Source organism: Sphingomonas sp. IC081, from assembly GCF_006874585.1.
In the GTDB taxonomy this organism is placed as follows: domain Bacteria; phylum Pseudomonadota; class Alphaproteobacteria; order Sphingomonadales; family Sphingomonadaceae; genus Novosphingobium.
In genome coordinates this window covers 597,717-611,154 of record NZ_CP029761.1, presented here as the reverse complement: position 1 = coordinate 611,154, position 13,438 = coordinate 597,717, and the positions used below count along the sequence as shown (strand labels likewise).

Genomic DNA, 13,438 nt, shown 5'->3' with positions numbered 1-13,438 from the left:
TGGGCGTGCCGGCAGCGACGGCGGCCTCATCGGTTTCGGGTTCGGCCTGGACCTTGTCGAGCGGCAGCACGGTCATCGCGCGGGCGTGGGCGCGGCGCACCGCCACGATCATGCGGCCGATGGCAATGGCGACCGGGTCACGGCCGACAAAGATCCCGCGATGCGCGATCGAGACCCGCGCGCCCTCCTCTAGCCCGAGCGCGCGCAGGCGGCGCGCCTCCTCTTCAACGAGGGCATTCCAGTCCACCGAAACGATGCGGGCGTACTGGCCGATAGGAAGCTGGTCGAGAGTCATGCGGGCTGCGCTGCCAGATTACCGATTCAATTGCAACTTGTTCGCAATAGCCCGCTTAACCGGACATGTCTGTCGCTATTCCTGCAATCGAAAAGGCAGGAAACAGCGAAACCCGGCAGCACAAGGCCACCGCCAGCGGATCAGCGCGCCGGATAGCGCAGGCGCCCCATCAGCCGCACCAGGCTGATCCGCTCCTCGCTCGGGCGCAGCCATTGCGCCTTGGCCTTCTCGAAACGCATGATGCCCTCGATCCGGCGGTCGAGGAACGCGCGGGTCTCGGCCTTGGGGCCGACCGCATCCTCGCTGGTGTCGCTGGCAAAGACCTTGAGCGTGGCGGCATAGATCGCGCCGAGGATCGCCCGCTTGGTATAGTGGTTGTAATCGGTGGCGGTATCGCCGGCGAGACGCCACATGGCATCCGCGCTGTGCCAGCCCAGGCGCGTGGCGGCGAGCACGTTGCGCGGCATCGCCATGACCGCCAGCGCCCGGCTGAGCGCTTCCTCGCGTCCGGCCACGGCATCGAGCCGGGCCATGACGAGACGGCGGATCCGCTCGCGAATCGGCAGTCCGGCCAGCGAGGCCGCCGGGACGCTGCGCGCCATCTCGGCATCGACATGGGCGATCCACGCCGAGATCATCGCCATCTGGCCTTCCGCGAAGGCATAACGGGCCAGTTCGGGATCGACCCCGGCGAGGCGCGCGGCCTCGTCCACCGCCTTCACGCTCCAGCCGTCGAATGCCGCGGCATCGGCGATGGCCGGGGCAAGCTGGCGCCGCAGCGCCTCCAGCGTCTGAGGTTCTTCCATCACTCTGTTCCTTCGCGCCGGCACCATCCGGCCGGCCAGTATTCCGCCACGGCGTGGTGCCCCACGGTTACATCACGGGTCCGTAAACCGCCTTGGGCTTGCTGCCCTTGGCGCCGAACTGCTCGATCACTTGCGCCAGCTGGCTGGTCTTGCCCGCCTCGACATTGGCATACTCGCGCGCGCTGCGACCCGAGTTGTCGGCGCGATCGGCGCTGGCACCGGCCTGGAGCAGGGTCTTGACCATGTCGACGTCCTTGCGGTGCACCGCGAAGATCAACGGCGTCTCGCCCGCGTCGTTGGTCGGATCGGGCTGGGCCTTGGCATCGAGCAGCTGCGCCACGCCTTCGCGCCAGCCGAGGCTGACGGCCAGCTGCAGCGGGGTGCGGCCATGGTCGTCCGACGCATTCACGTTGGCGCCCTTGCCGATGAGGTAGGCCAGCCAGGTGAGGTCGCGGCGCTGGGTGACGATGTGCAGGCCGGTCTCGCCGGTCGTCACGTCCTTGGCGTTGACGATCTGGCTGTTCTCCATCAGCGCCTTCTCGACCTTTTCGCCTTCCTTCTTCTTGACCGATTCGAGGAACTTGTAGCCTTCCGAGTAATCGGCATGGGCAGGCGAGGCGAGCGTCATGCCCGCCGCGAGTGCAGCCAGCCCCGCAGCGAGGATCCGGCGCGAAAACCCTGTGGCGTTCCCGGAGATCGTCTTCGACACGTTTGATTATCCTTCCAGACTGGGTCCACGGCGCCGTCCGGGCGGCCCGTCCGTCTCCGACGCCAGCCCCGATGCGCCGTCAAATCGCACCCTTGCACGCGCGGCTCTAGCAGAGCATGAAGCGCGGCGCCATGACCTACCTTTCCCCGTTTCGCCGGCTGCTTGCCGTTTCCACATCCGCGCCCATGCTGGGCCTGGCCCTGGCCTGCGCCGTGCCGCTGGCGTCCTGCGGACAGGGCCGCGAGGAGCATCCGCCGCTCGAGGGCGCGGAAATCGGCGGGCCGTTCACGCTCTTCGACAAGGCCGGCAAACCGCATACCTGGGATTCGTTCAAGGGCCAGTGGCGCATCGTCTACTTCGGCTATACTTTCTGCCCGGATGCCTGCCCGATGGACGTCCAGGCGATGATGAAGGGCTTTGCGCTCTTCACCAGGGACCATGCGGCCGCCGCCGCCAAGGTGCAGCCGATCTTCGTCACCATCGATCCCGCGCGCGACACGCCCGAGATCGTCGGCCAGTGGTCCGGCGCCTTCGGCCCGCGCCTGCTCGGCCTCACCGGCAGCGCCGCGCAGGTCAAGCAGGCCGCCGATGCCTTCGCGGTCTACTACAAGAAGGGCGAGAACACGCCCGGCGGATACCTGATGGACCACAGCCGCATCGCCTACCTGATGGACCCGGACGGCAAGCCGATCGCCATGCTTCCGGTGGACAAGGGCCCCGAGGCAGTGGCCGGCGAACTCGCCAAATGGGTGAACTGAGCGTAGAATTCGCGCCATCATGACGACGAACGGGGAACGACCCTTCTGGGAGCGGCCGCTCCACACCCTCGACCGCGGCGAGTGGGAAGCCCTGTGCGACGGCTGCGGACAGTGCTGCCTGCACAAGGTGGAAGATGCCGACACCGGCGAGATCTACCACACCAATGTCGCCTGCAAGCTGCTGAACCTCAAGACCGCGCAGTGCAGCGACTATCCGGGGCGCCGCAAGGTCGTGCCCGATTGCCTCAAGCTCACCCCGGAATCGGCGGGCAGGCTCTCGTGGCTGCCGCCAAGCTGCGCCTACCGTCTGCGCGCGGACGGAGATCCGCTGCCCGAATGGCACTATCTCGTCAGCGGCGACCGCAATTCCGTGCACGCGGCGGGCATGTCCGTCGCCGGCAAGGCGATCAGCGAGACGGTGGCGGGCCCGCTCGAGAACCACATCGTCTGGCCCTATGGCGAGGACGAGATGGAGGACTGGGAGATCGAGGCCGAGGGCCCCGCCCCCTGGGCCGGCGAACAGGAGAGCCGATAGGCGTGCTCGACTGGCTGCGCCGCGCTCCCGACGAGGACCCGGTGGTCGAGATCGCCGGACGGCAAGTGCCCATCCTGATCCGCCGCCTTGCCAATGCCCGGCGCATGACCATGCGGCTCGCCCCCGACGGCAGCGAGATCCGCATCTCGGTCCCGCGCTGGACCCGCACCGAGGATGCCGTCGCCTTCGCCCAGTCCAAGCGGTCCTGGCTGGCGATCCAGATCGAGGCGCTACCCGAGGCACGGCCGCTGGCCGACGGCACCCCCCTTTCCTTCCGGGGCGAGGTGCTGGTCCTGCGCCACGACGCCGCCTACCCTCGCCGCCCGGTGCCCGATGATGGCGAGTTGCTGGTAGGCGGCCCGGAATCCTCGCTGCCCGCCCGGCTCAAGCGCTGGCTGGAAACCGAGGCGCGCACGCTGCTGGCGGACGATCTGGAGCATTACTGTGCCGTGGCCGGGCAAGCCGTGCCCGCGCTCGCGCTGTCGAGCGCCAATCGCCGCTGGGGCTCCTGCGCGGCGGACGGCTCGATCCGCATCAACTGGCGGCTCATCATGGCCCCCGATTCGGTGCGCCGCTCGGTCGTCGCCCATGAAGTGGCGCATCTGGTCCACTTCGATCACTCGCCCGCGTTCCATGCCTTCCTGGCAAAAATCTTCGAAGGCAGCGTGCCTTCGGCCAATCGCTGGCTGAAGGAAAAGGGCCGCAGTCTCTATGTACCCTTCGGGTAGCGTTCTGTCTTTTGTTTGATGGGCTCGTCACATCCGTGACGAGTTTGGGGCAGTGGGCCGGTGCCGCTAAAATCCGCCCACGGCGGATTTTCAAACAGCACTTAAACGCCTACATAGCGGCCCATGGGTCTACTGAAGCGCACCGGATACTGGAAAGACGTCAATCCCGTCGGCATGATCGCGGATTTCCGCGCGGTCTGGAAGCAGGCCGGGCATAACCGCTGGCGCATCGCCGCGGTTTCGGCCGCCTGCACTTTCGGCGTGTTCTACCTGATGGTGAACCAGGAGGCCAAGGGCCCGCACCTGCCGCCCAAGGTGACCTGGATCACCGTGCTGCCCGAACACCGCAGCGATGCGGAGATCATGGCCTCCAACCTCGACAACCAGAAGCGCAAGGAAGCCTGGGCCGCCGAACTCGCCCGCCGCGACAAGGACGTGCGCGAGATGTACAAGGTGATCGGCCGCTATTCGGGGATGGACGTGGACAAGATCGCGCGCGAGGCCGAGGCCGACGAAGCCGCCCGCAAGGCCGCCGAGGCCAAGCGCATCGGCGCGCCGAAGCTGCCCGAAGGCGTGACGATGCCCAAGTACGACGAACAACCGGCCGCGTCCGACGCGTCAGCACAATCCCAGACCCAGCAACAGCAGTGAGCGACGCCCGCTGGCTCGCGGCGGCCGCGGCGCTGGCCGCGCGGGCGCGACCGCTGAGCCGCCCCAATCCGGGCGTCGGCGCGCTTCTGGTCAAGCATGGCAAAGTCATCGCACGCGGCTGGACCCAGCCGGGCGGTCGCCCCCATGCCGAAGCCGTGGCCCTCGCCGCCGCCGGCGAGGCGGCGCACGGCGCCGCGCTCTACGTCACTCTCGAACCCTGCGCCCACCAGTCCGCCCGCGGCCCCGCCTGCGCCGACCTTGTCTGCGCGTCGGGCGTGGCGCGCGTGGTGATCGGCTGCATGGACCCCGATCCGCGCACCTCCGGCGAAGGCCTCGCCCGCATCCGCGCGGCCGGGATCGAGGCCGAGTACCTGCCCTCGCCCGCCTGCACGCGCAGCCTGTCCGGCTACCTCGTTTCCAAGCGCCTCGGCCGCCCCGAAGTGACGCTGAAGCTGGCGCTCTCGCTCGACGGCTGCATGGCCATGGCGAACGGCGAGAGCCAGTGGATCACCGGGCCCCAGGCCCGCGCCCACACCCACGCCATGCGCGCCAAAGCCGATGCCATCCTGGTCGGCGGCGGCACCCTGCGGGCGGACAACCCGCGCCTCGACGTGCGCCTGCCCGGCCTTGCCGCGCGCAGCCCCGAACGCTGGGTGCTGACCCGCGGCGCAGCGCCCGACGGCTGGCGCGCCCTGCCCTCGCCCGAGGCGATTACCTCGATGGAAGGCGTGCAGCACCTCTTTGTCGAGGGCGGCGCGGTCACCGCCACGGCCTTCCTCGCCGCCGGACTGGTCGATCGCCTGCTGCTCTACCGCGCGCCGATCCTGGTCGGCGGCCGCCCGGCGCTCGGTGACTACGGCCTCGCCCGCCTTGCCGATGCCCACGGCCGCTGGTCGCTGACCACGCGGCGGCGGCTTGGCAGCGACACCCTCGAAGTCTACGAAAGCAGCCTATGTTCACCGGAATAGTCACCGCCGTCGGCCAGATCCGCGAAGCCCGCCAGTCGGGCGACCTGCGCGCCGTCATCACCTGCCCCTGGGACCCTGCCGGGATCGCCATGGGCGCCTCGATCGCCTGCTCGGGCGTGTGCCTCACCGTCATCGACAAAGGCGGCCGCGAAGGCGATGCCTGGTTCGCGGTGCAGATTTCCGCCGAATCGGTCGCGCGCACCGTCCCCGGACGCTGGACCGAAGGCACCTCGCTGAACCTCGAACAGGCGCTCAAGCTGGGCGACGAACTGGGCGGACACATCGTCACCGGCCATGTCGACGGCGTCGGCACCGTGGCCAGCATCACGCCCGAAGGCGATTCGCTGCGCTTCGTGATCGCCGCTCCGGCAGAACTGGCGCCCTACCTCGCCCCCAAGGGCTCGATCACGGTGGACGGCGTCTCGCTGACCGTGAACGACGTCGCCGACCAGAGCGACGGCAGCTGCCACTTCATGCTCAACATCATCCCGCACACCGCCGAAGTCACCACCATCGGCGCGCTCAAGGCGGGCGACGGGGTGAACCTCGAAATCGACGTGCTGGCGCGGTATCTGCAGCGGATGCAGTCGCTGCGGGGGTGAAGGATTGAAGAGTAAAAGCAGGGGAGCATAGCCCCCTGCACCCCCAGTACCGTCTTCGTGGTGCCCCGCGCTATCCCCTGCGCGCCCATGGCTGCGCCGGGAGACATATTGGCTGCGCCGCAAGGAGCGCGCCCCGAATCCGCGCGCGCAACGCAGACGGTATTGGGGGTGCAGGGGGTATTAACCCCCTGCTCTATCCCTTGTTCTTCAAAGGCCCCGCCGCGAAACTCTCGCGCGTGATCTCATAGATCACATGCACGCCCACCACACCGCAAGTCTCGCGCTCGAACGAGCGGTCGGTCAGCCGCCCGCCGATATGCTCCATGGCCTTGCGCGAGATCACGTTCTGCGCGCCGACCTTGAAGATCACCCGCTCAAAATGCGTGAGCGCGTGGGCCAGCATCAGGCGCTTCATCTCGGCGTTGAAACCGCCGCCCCAGTGGGCACGAGCAAGGAAAGTCCAGCCGATCTCGATCTCGTCGCCCTCGGGCGGGCCATAGCGGCTGGAGCCGATCACGGCCCCGCTCTGCTGGTCGATAATGGCAAAAGCGCCGCCGCCCTCCAGAGCGTCGGCAAAGAACTGGCGGAACACCGGTTCCTGCCAGCGATCGTGGGCGGGGTGAACCGCCCAGATCTCGCGGTCGGAGGCTACCGCGTAGAGTGCGTCCCAATCGTCTGAACGAAGGGGACGCAGGACCAGCCGGTCCCCTTCGAGGACCGGCTGACGATCCATCTCAGGCCGTCACGTCGGCGACAGCGGCGATGAACTTGTCGATGTTGCCCATCGTCAGGCCCGCCACGTTGATGCGGCCAGACCCTGCCATGTAGACGCCGTGCTTGGTGCGCATGGCAAGGACCTGGTCCTTGTTCAGCGGCACGATCGAGAACAGGCCGTTCTGGCCGCCCATCGGCGTCAGGTCGGCCGAACCGGCGGTGCCGGCAGCAGCCAGCTTGGCGCGCACTTCGCGCATGCGCTCGCGCATCTCGTCGAGCTCGGCGAGCCAGTCGGCGGTCAGCGTCTCGTCTTCGAGGACGAGGCGGACAGCGGCGCCGCCGTGGTCTGGCGGCTGCGACCAGTTGGCGCGGGCGAGGTTGTGGCCGTTCGACATCACGCGGGCGAGGTCGGCCGGATCGCCAACCATCGCGTAGAGCGCGCCGACGCGGTCACGGTAGAGGCCGAAGTTCTTGTCGCACGAATAGCAGATCAGCGCTTCCGGCACGGCGGCGAGCACGCGGCGCAGGCCATAGGCGTCTTCTTCCATGCCCTTGCCCAGGCCCTGGTAGGCGAGGTCGAGGATCGGCAGGATCTTCGCAGCGGCGATCAGGCCGGCGATCTCGTCCCACTGCGCGTTGCTGTAATCGATGCCGGTGGGGTTGTGGCAGCAGCCGTGCAGCAGGATGGCATCGCCTTCGCGGGCATCGGCGATGGCGGCGCGCAGCGCGTCCATGTCGGTGGTGCCCGAAGCGAGCGCGTGATTGAATTCAACGACTTCAAGGCCGAGGTCGGCGCAGATCTGGGCGTGGTTGGGCCAGCTGGGAACGCCGACGATGATGCGCTTGTAGCCAGCGCGCTTCACCATGGCGAGCGCGAGGCGCAGCGAGCCGGTGCCGCCGGGGGTCTGCATGCCCTCGATGCGGCCGCCCATCGACGGGTCGGCCTTACCGAACACATAAGGCATCAGCGCTTCGACAAAGCCCATGTCGCCCTCGGGACCGAGGTAGGCTTTCGAATCCTGCTCGGCGACGAGTTTGGCCTCGGCGGCCTTGATCGAGCGGAACACCGGAGTGTCGCCCTCACCGGTGCGGTAGACGCCGACACCAAGGTCGATCTTGTCCGCGCGCGGATCGTCGTTGTGGAGCTTGATCAGCGCAAGAAGCGCGTCGGCGGGCTGTTGCTGAAGGTTCGTAAGCATGGCGGGCGGGCCTTACTCCGCACCGTCCGCCCGCGCAACCGGGATTGACAGGGAATTACCGCAAGCAGCCCGCGCAGTGGTGCAACGGCCACAAAACCGATGGCGCGAAGCAACTTTCTTGGCCGGAATACGCCTGCGGCACCGCCCCACGCTCCCCACCCGACCTCCCATGACGGTGTATCCTGGATGGGAGGTCGGGTGGGAGCTCGGGCGCCAGGTCGTTTTCCAATCAGGTGGATTCACCTGATTGGAAAACGCGTAAAACCAAAACCATAGAGCAGTTGATCCGATGCAATCGGATCGGAAACTGCTCTAGCCCGGATTAAAACGGCAGCCAGTTCTGCTTGTGCGAGAACTTCATGTAGCCGATGTTCGCGCCGAGACGCAGTCCCGCGCCCGCACGTACCGGGATCAGCACCACGTTGCCGCGGCGCAGATAGCTGACGGTGAAGCCGCCGATCAGATAGGCCTGCCCCTCGCCCGCGCCGAATCGGTGGTAGAGATCCTCGCTGTCGTAGAGGTTGTAGACCAGCACGAAGGCATTGCCCGCATTGGCGCCCGCGTCGAAACCGATCGAGGGGCCGGTCCAGTAGACCGGCTGCTCGCCCTCGATCTTGTGATAGAGCGTGCCAGAACCGTAACGCAGCCCGACTGCCAGCGCGCCGCCGGCCTCGCGGCCGACGATGTAGCCGTTGGGCTCGCCCTGCTTGGCCAGCAGATCCTTGATCAGGTCCGCAAGGCCCTTGGCGCCCTTGCCGAACACGCCTTCGGCAGCCCCGATCAGGTCATCCTCGTGATAGGTGCTGGAACTGTCCGCCGCCACCGGGGCGCCATTGGGGCCGACAGGCGCGGGCGTCGTCGGGATCGGTTGAACCGGCACCGGCCCCTGATCGACCGGCATGCCGTTGCCCTGGCTGTCCACCGGGGCCTGCTCGGGCACCTGCGGCGTATGGGAATACGTGGTCGGCGGCGTGCCGATGTCGGAATCGATCGCCGCGTCGGGATCGACCGTCGTCACTTGCGCCATGGCGGAGCCCAGCGGCGCGGCAAGCCCTGCCACCATCATGGCGATCCCCATGCCGATACGCAGGCGGCGTCCTTTAGCTGGCGTTTCGACTGTCATTTCCCTCGCTCCCCTGAGTAATCCGATTGATGCGATCCCGCGCCCGAATTCGGGCTCCGCACGCGCCGGGGGGCGGCGCATTGCGGCAGGACGCTAGCAGAGTGCACCCCGCCTGACCCTGCAATGAACGGTCGGCAGGGCGAGTCCGTTTCGCGACGGATCGAATCGGGCCTGAGCGCCGCCGAAACAATCCGTAGACCAAAACAGTCCACAGGCATTTTCCGGAGCGGATCGGCAAATGCGCAAATCCAGCGACATGCCCCTTGCCCGACCCCGAAGCCCTCGTTATAGGGCGCCTCCTAGCCGCAGCACGGAGACGTGGGTGAGTGGCTGAAACCAGCGGTTTGCTAAACCGTCGTACTCTTAAGGGGGTACCGAGGGTTCGAATCCCTCCGTCTCCGCCATGCGGCTTTCGGTTTCAGCCTTTTCCCTTCATACAGACAAGCAAGAGCAAACCCCTCGCGGGGAACGCAAAAGCCATGTCTGCGCACGTGTGTTGCTGAACCGTTTCCAATAGTTTCGCGCTGGCAATACTTCGTTACAGAGCCGCACAAAGCAGGACACGGAGCGTCCTCACATTCAGGTCCATTGCCAGTCTATGGAGACCTGAAAGTGACCAAGTTCCCCGTTCTCGCCGCTATCGCCTCGCTCTCGCTCGCCCTGCCCGGCGCCGCGATCGCCAACGAGACCATCGCCCACCTCAAGGGCCATCCCGCCGTTTCCGCCCCCAAGGCCAAGCGTACCGCCGCCGCGCGCGTGGCCTGCCACCCCGAACCGTCGAAGGGCCGCGACTGCCGCCACCGCGCGCTGCAGGCCGACGCCAAGGCAGCCGCGCAGAGCGATGGCACCCAGCTCGCCGCCAACGAGGGCGCGCGCTGATGCCGCTACGCGCGGGCATGGCCGGCGTGATCGGCATTCTCGGCCTGCCCGCGCTCCTGCTCGCGGGTGAAGCGGCGGCGCGCGAGCTCGCGCCCGCCGCAAGCCCGGCCGCGGTCATCGACGACCCGGCCCTGCCGCATGTCCTTGCCACCACCCACAAGGCAGGCAAGCGCGGCCATGGCCGGGCGGCGGCGGGCAGCGTCGAGATCGGCCCCGCCCATCTGCGCGCCCATGTCGACCGCGAAAGCGGCGCGGTGCGCTGGCAGCTCTGGCAGGAAGTGACCCATGCCGGGCTGGCCCGCGACATGACCGGCCTTGCCCTCGGCATCGACGGCGACGCCCCCCGAACGAGCGCGGCACTGCCGCTCGCCCAGGTCGAGCGCCAGGCGGAGCGCTGCCCCACGCAGGACGCGCTGGTCACCGCCTGCACCACCCGTGTCCATTATGCCTTCGACGTGCCGGCCGGCACCGTCGCGCGCATGGCCGCCAGCCCCTCGCCGACCAGGCTTGCCTTGCACGACACGATCGGCCGCACGTTCCAAGCCTCGATGCATCCGGACGAAGCCGCCGGAATTTCCGACGCGGTTGCCGCACTGCAGCCGCCGCGAGGAACCGACTAAAGGGATGGGAAACGCAAATCGCTCCGTTTCCCACTACCCTGGATTTGCCAATCGCCGCCCTCCCCCCTACATCAGCTGACGACGAGATCATGATCCAGAGTGTCGCCCCCGTTTATCGCCACCTCGACGAAGCACCCATGTCCACGCCCACAATCCTGCTCGTCGAGGACGACGGCCCCCTCCGCACCCTGACCGCGCGCGCCTTGCGCCAGAGCGGGTTCAACGTGCTCACCGCCGCCACCGGCGCGGAAATGTGGGTGACGCTGCGCGAGGGGCCGGTCAGCCTGGTCGTGCTCGACGTGATGCTGCCGGGCACCAGCGGCTTCGACCTGTTCCGCCGCCTGCGCCGCGAGAGCGACGTGCCGGTGATCTTCATCAGCGCCCGCGGCAGCGAGGAAGACCGCGTGCTCGGCCTTGAACTGGGCGCGGACGACTATCTCGCCAAGCCCTTCAGCACCCGCGAACTGGCCGCGCGTGTCAGCGCCGTGCTGCGCCGGGGCGGCAACAGCGCCGGGCCGGACACCGCCGCGGCCGACGGCGTGGCCGATGGCCGCATGCCCGACGCGATCCTGTTCGACGGCTGGACGCTGTCGATGGCGCGCCGCGAACTGCGCTCGCCGACCGGCGCGATGGTGGACCTCACCGGTGCCGAGTTCGACCTGCTGGCCACTTTCCTCGCCTACCCCCAGCGCGTGCTGGGCCGCGAGCGGCTGATCGAGCTTTCGCGCGCACGCCTGGGTGACAGTTCCGACCGCAGCGTCGACGTGCTGGTCAGCCGCCTGCGCCGCAAGCTGCAGGGCGAAGGTGCCGAGTCACCGATCGTCACCGTGCGCGGCGTCGGCTACATGTTCAAGGCCGAGGTCACGCGCGCCTGATGCAGACACGCCGGTTCCGCCTGTTCCGGCGTTTTGGCCTCATCGAGCGGCTGATCGCCGTCCTGCTGCTGGTCATCCTCATCGATTTCATTGCCAATACGGTGCTGTTCGAGCGGGCCAGCTCGTTCGAACTGCGCCGCGACGATGCCGAGCGTATTGCCGAGAACCTGGTGCTGGCCAGCCGCGCGATCGAGCGTGCACCGCTGGCCGACCGCCCCGGCGTGACCGGGGCCCTTTCCACCAAACGTTTCGTGCTCGAATGGTCGCCCCCCTCGCAGCGCCATCGCGGCTCGATCGGGCTGGCCAACTTGCGCGCGCAAGTGGTCGAGATCCAGCCGGAACTCGCCCATGCCGACCTCGAACTCCATCTCGAAACCATTCCCGGGCGCGGCAATATCGGCGGCTCCTTGCGCCTGCCGGACAATTCGCTGCTGTCCTTCCGCACCCACGCCCGTGCCGCCTGGAGCCTGACCGCCGGGCGCCTCGCCAGCCTGCTGGTGCCGGCGCTGCTGCTGGTCTCGCTGGCCTGGCTGCTGCTGCGCGCCGCGCTCGACCCGCTGCGCTCGCTGGTGCGCGCCACCCGCAATCTCGGCGCCGGGCCGCCCAAGCCGCTGCCCGAACACGGGCCTGAGGAAATGCGCGAGCTGATCCGCGCGATGAACGAGATGCAGGAGCGCATCCACCAGTCGCTTCAGGACCGCACCCACACGATGCTGGCGATCGGCCACGACCTCAAGACCCCGCTCGCCCGCATGCGGCTGCGCCTCGACGACGGCGAGGTCGATCCCGAAGTGCGCGAGGGGCTCGACCACGACATCGAGGAAATGCGGATGCTGCTCGATTCGATCCAGGCCTATGTCGATACCGGCGGCGCCAATATCCCGGCCGAACGCATCGACCTTGCGGTCATGGCCGAAACGCTGGTCGACACGGCGGCGGATCGCGGCGCGAATGCGACCTATTCGGGACTGTCGAGCCTCGAGATCATGGCCCGCCCGGTCTCGATCCGGCGGGCGCTGTCGAACCTCATCGAGAATGCGCTGCACTACGGCGGCAATGTGCGCGTCTCGCTGCGGCGCGACGGCGGCGCCGCGGAAATCACGATCGACGACGACGGCCCCGGCATTCCCGAAGACCGCATCACCGACGCCCTCCAGCCTTTCGTCCGCCTCGACAGTTCGCGCGCGCGGGATACTGCCGGCATGGGCCTCGGTCTGCCGATCGTGCGCAAAGCGGTGCGCCTCGAAGGCGGCACCCTCGACCTGCGCAACCGCGCCGGGGGCGGATTACGGGCCACGATCCGGCTGCCGCTGGAACCGGCCTGAATCGCCTGCCCGTAGTTTCGGTCCAGCATCAGGCAAGACGGGCTCAATCTTGCACGGGCGCGATGGAGCCTGATGTCAAGGATCGCCGCCAGCCGTCGCCTGCGACAATACGCCCGTTCTCGAAAGTGAACTTGACCGGAAAGACATGGGCCTGCCGGCTATCGAAAAATTCGACGGTCAGTTCCTGTCTCGCGCAAGGGTTCTGCACGGGCGTCGGAATATAGTCCCAGTTCAGGAAGCGAAACGTATCGGCACGCATTTCCAGCGCCATCCGCCGGATCGCCGGAACGCCCTCGCCAAGCGGAACCCTCACATCGCCCCCTCCCAGGGAAAACGCCGCCTGCTCCCCCAGTAGGCGCTGCAACCTCGCGTTCGTTGCAGCGCTTTGCCTGCCGCCCGCGAGATTCATGGCCTCAACCGCTCTTTGTCCGAGCACCTGCCAAAGATCGCCGATGTACGTTATCGATGGCAGATCACATACCGGTCGCGCCGCTGCCGCCGCAAACGACGGCACCGAAACCATGCAAGCCCAAAAGGCCAACGGGAAGGACAGTCTTCTCATCCGCTTACCATGACCTGCACCCGTCGTTTCGGCAATCCGCTCCTGTCCGGCCAACGCGGACTACCTGCCCTCCCCATGCGGCAGAAACA

16 protein-coding genes, 1 tRNA gene and 1 pseudogene are annotated in these 13,438 nt (G+C 67.8%); 11 read left to right on the top strand and 7 right to left on the bottom strand.

What is annotated here, in order from left to right:
- Positions 1 to 67 precede the first annotated feature (67 nt).
- The 3 genes and pseudogenes from DM450_RS03075 to DM450_RS03065 all read right to left on the bottom strand — a co-directional run.
- Positions 68 to 295: pseudogene (locus DM450_RS03075) on the bottom strand (ferrous iron transport protein A); the annotation flags it as partial.
- A 140-nt stretch (positions 296 to 435) separates the two neighbouring features.
- Positions 436 to 1,101, bottom strand: coding sequence for a COQ9 family protein (locus DM450_RS03070; RefSeq protein ID WP_142632541.1), 666 nt, complete (start codon positions 1,099 to 1,101; stop codon positions 436 to 438).
- A gap of 67 nt (positions 1,102 to 1,168) precedes the next feature.
- Positions 1,169 to 1,810, bottom strand: coding sequence for an ankyrin repeat domain-containing protein (locus tag DM450_RS03065; protein ID WP_242526223.1), 642 nt, complete (start codon positions 1,808 to 1,810; stop codon positions 1,169 to 1,171).
- A 131-nt stretch (positions 1,811 to 1,941) separates the two neighbouring features.
- On the opposite strand from DM450_RS03065, the gene DM450_RS03060 reads away from it, so the two are divergent.
- The 6 genes from DM450_RS03060 (at position 1,942) to DM450_RS03035 (ending at position 6,052) form a co-directional block, all read left to right on the top strand.
- Positions 1,942 to 2,568, top strand: coding sequence for an SCO family protein (locus DM450_RS03060; protein WP_260610125.1), 627 nt, complete (start codon positions 1,942 to 1,944; stop codon positions 2,566 to 2,568).
- Positions 2,569 to 2,587: 19 nt separating this feature from the next.
- A complete protein-coding gene (locus DM450_RS03055; RefSeq protein ID WP_142632539.1) occupies positions 2,588 to 3,103 on the top strand; it encodes a YcgN family cysteine cluster protein in 516 nt (171 codons plus the stop codon).
- A gap of 2 nt (positions 3,104 to 3,105) precedes the next feature.
- On the top strand, positions 3,106 to 3,831 hold the full coding sequence (locus DM450_RS03050; protein ID WP_142632538.1) for a M48 family metallopeptidase: 726 nt from the start codon (positions 3,106 to 3,108) through the stop codon (positions 3,829 to 3,831).
- A 123-nt stretch (positions 3,832 to 3,954) separates the two neighbouring features.
- Entirely contained in the window at positions 3,955 to 4,482 is a 528-nt protein-coding gene (locus DM450_RS03045; protein WP_260610123.1) for a hypothetical protein, read from the top strand.
- Positions 4,479 to 5,450: a bifunctional diaminohydroxyphosphoribosylaminopyrimidine deaminase/5-amino-6-(5-phosphoribosylamino)uracil reductase RibD gene (ribD, locus tag DM450_RS03040; RefSeq protein ID WP_142632537.1), complete on the top strand. Its 972-nt coding sequence runs from the start codon at positions 4,479 to 4,481 to the stop codon at positions 5,448 to 5,450. Before DM450_RS03045 ends, ribD begins: the two co-directional genes overlap by 4 nt.
- Complete coding sequence (locus DM450_RS03035; protein WP_142632536.1) at positions 5,435 to 6,052, top strand: riboflavin synthase; 618 nt, start codon at positions 5,435 to 5,437, stop codon at positions 6,050 to 6,052. The genes ribD and DM450_RS03035 overlap by 16 nt, the downstream gene beginning before the upstream one ends.
- Before the next feature lie 193 nt (positions 6,053 to 6,245).
- On the opposite strand, the gene DM450_RS03030 is transcribed toward DM450_RS03035, so the two are convergent.
- From DM450_RS03030 to DM450_RS03020, 3 genes are all read right to left on the bottom strand, one after another.
- Positions 6,246 to 6,785, bottom strand: coding sequence for a GNAT family N-acetyltransferase (locus DM450_RS03030; RefSeq protein ID WP_142632535.1), 540 nt, complete (start codon positions 6,783 to 6,785; stop codon positions 6,246 to 6,248).
- A gap of 1 nt (position 6,786) precedes the next feature.
- Entirely contained in the window at positions 6,787 to 7,965 is a 1,179-nt protein-coding gene (locus tag DM450_RS03025) for an aromatic amino acid transaminase (RefSeq protein WP_142632534.1), read from the bottom strand.
- 322 nt (positions 7,966 to 8,287) lie between these two features.
- A complete protein-coding gene (locus tag DM450_RS03020) occupies positions 8,288 to 9,088 on the bottom strand; it encodes a DUF1134 domain-containing protein (RefSeq protein WP_142632533.1) in 801 nt (266 codons plus the stop codon).
- A gap of 312 nt (positions 9,089 to 9,400) precedes the next feature.
- Here DM450_RS03020 and DM450_RS03015 point away from each other — a divergent pair.
- The 5 genes from DM450_RS03015 to DM450_RS02995 all read left to right on the top strand — a co-directional run bounded on the left by DM450_RS03015 (position 9,401) and on the right by DM450_RS02995 (position 12,787).
- Positions 9,401 to 9,492 (top strand) — tRNA-Ser (locus DM450_RS03015).
- A gap of 208 nt (positions 9,493 to 9,700) precedes the next feature.
- A complete protein-coding gene (locus tag DM450_RS03010) occupies positions 9,701 to 9,967 on the top strand; it encodes a hypothetical protein (RefSeq protein ID WP_142632532.1) in 267 nt (88 codons plus the stop codon).
- Complete coding sequence (locus tag DM450_RS03005) at positions 9,967 to 10,587, top strand: hypothetical protein (protein ID WP_142632531.1); 621 nt, start codon at positions 9,967 to 9,969, stop codon at positions 10,585 to 10,587. The genes DM450_RS03010 and DM450_RS03005 overlap by 1 nt, the downstream gene beginning before the upstream one ends.
- 137 nt (positions 10,588 to 10,724) lie before the next feature.
- The gene (locus DM450_RS03000) at positions 10,725 to 11,462 is read left to right on the top strand and encodes a response regulator transcription factor (protein WP_142632530.1); all 738 of its coding nucleotides are present in this window, start codon (positions 10,725 to 10,727) and stop codon (positions 11,460 to 11,462) included.
- Positions 11,462 to 12,787 (top strand): ATP-binding protein, encoded by a 1,326-nt coding sequence (locus DM450_RS02995; RefSeq protein ID WP_142632529.1) that lies wholly within the window; start codon positions 11,462 to 11,464, stop codon positions 12,785 to 12,787. The genes DM450_RS03000 and DM450_RS02995 overlap by 1 nt, the downstream gene beginning before the upstream one ends.
- Positions 12,788 to 12,830: 43 nt before the next feature.
- Here DM450_RS02995 and DM450_RS02990 read toward each other — a convergent pair whose 3' ends face one another.
- Positions 12,831 to 13,403, bottom strand: coding sequence for a hypothetical protein (locus tag DM450_RS02990; RefSeq protein WP_142632528.1), 573 nt, complete (start codon positions 13,401 to 13,403; stop codon positions 12,831 to 12,833).
- Positions 13,404 to 13,438: the final 35 nt, after the last annotated feature.

Excerpts from the sequence above, each read along its gene's own strand:
- DM450_RS03070 (WP_142632541.1), bottom strand. The coding sequence starts at position 1,101 with ATGGAAGAACCTCAGACGCTGGAGGCGCTGCGGCGCCAGCTTGCCCCG.
- DM450_RS03060 (WP_260610125.1), top strand. The coding sequence starts at position 1,942 with ATGACCTACCTTTCCCCGTTTCGCCGGCTGCTTGCCGTTTCCACATCC.
- DM450_RS03055 (WP_142632539.1), top strand. The coding sequence starts at position 2,588 with ATGACGACGAACGGGGAACGACCCTTCTGGGAGCGGCCGCTCCACACC.
- DM450_RS03045 (WP_260610123.1), top strand. The coding sequence starts at position 3,955 with ATGGGTCTACTGAAGCGCACCGGATACTGGAAAGACGTCAATCCCGTC.
- DM450_RS03035 (WP_142632536.1), top strand. The coding sequence starts at position 5,435 with ATGTTCACCGGAATAGTCACCGCCGTCGGCCAGATCCGCGAAGCCCGC.
- DM450_RS03030 (WP_142632535.1), bottom strand. The coding sequence starts at position 6,785 with ATGGATCGTCAGCCGGTCCTCGAAGGGGACCGGCTGGTCCTGCGTCCC.
- DM450_RS03025 (WP_142632534.1), bottom strand. The coding sequence starts at position 7,965 with ATGCTTACGAACCTTCAGCAACAGCCCGCCGACGCGCTTCTTGCGCTG.
- DM450_RS03020 (WP_142632533.1), bottom strand. The coding sequence starts at position 9,088 with ATGACAGTCGAAACGCCAGCTAAAGGACGCCGCCTGCGTATCGGCATG.
- DM450_RS03005 (WP_142632531.1), top strand. The coding sequence starts at position 9,967 with ATGCCGCTACGCGCGGGCATGGCCGGCGTGATCGGCATTCTCGGCCTG.
- DM450_RS03000 (WP_142632530.1), top strand. The coding sequence starts at position 10,725 with ATGTCCACGCCCACAATCCTGCTCGTCGAGGACGACGGCCCCCTCCGC.
- DM450_RS02995 (WP_142632529.1), top strand. The coding sequence starts at position 11,462 with ATGCAGACACGCCGGTTCCGCCTGTTCCGGCGTTTTGGCCTCATCGAG.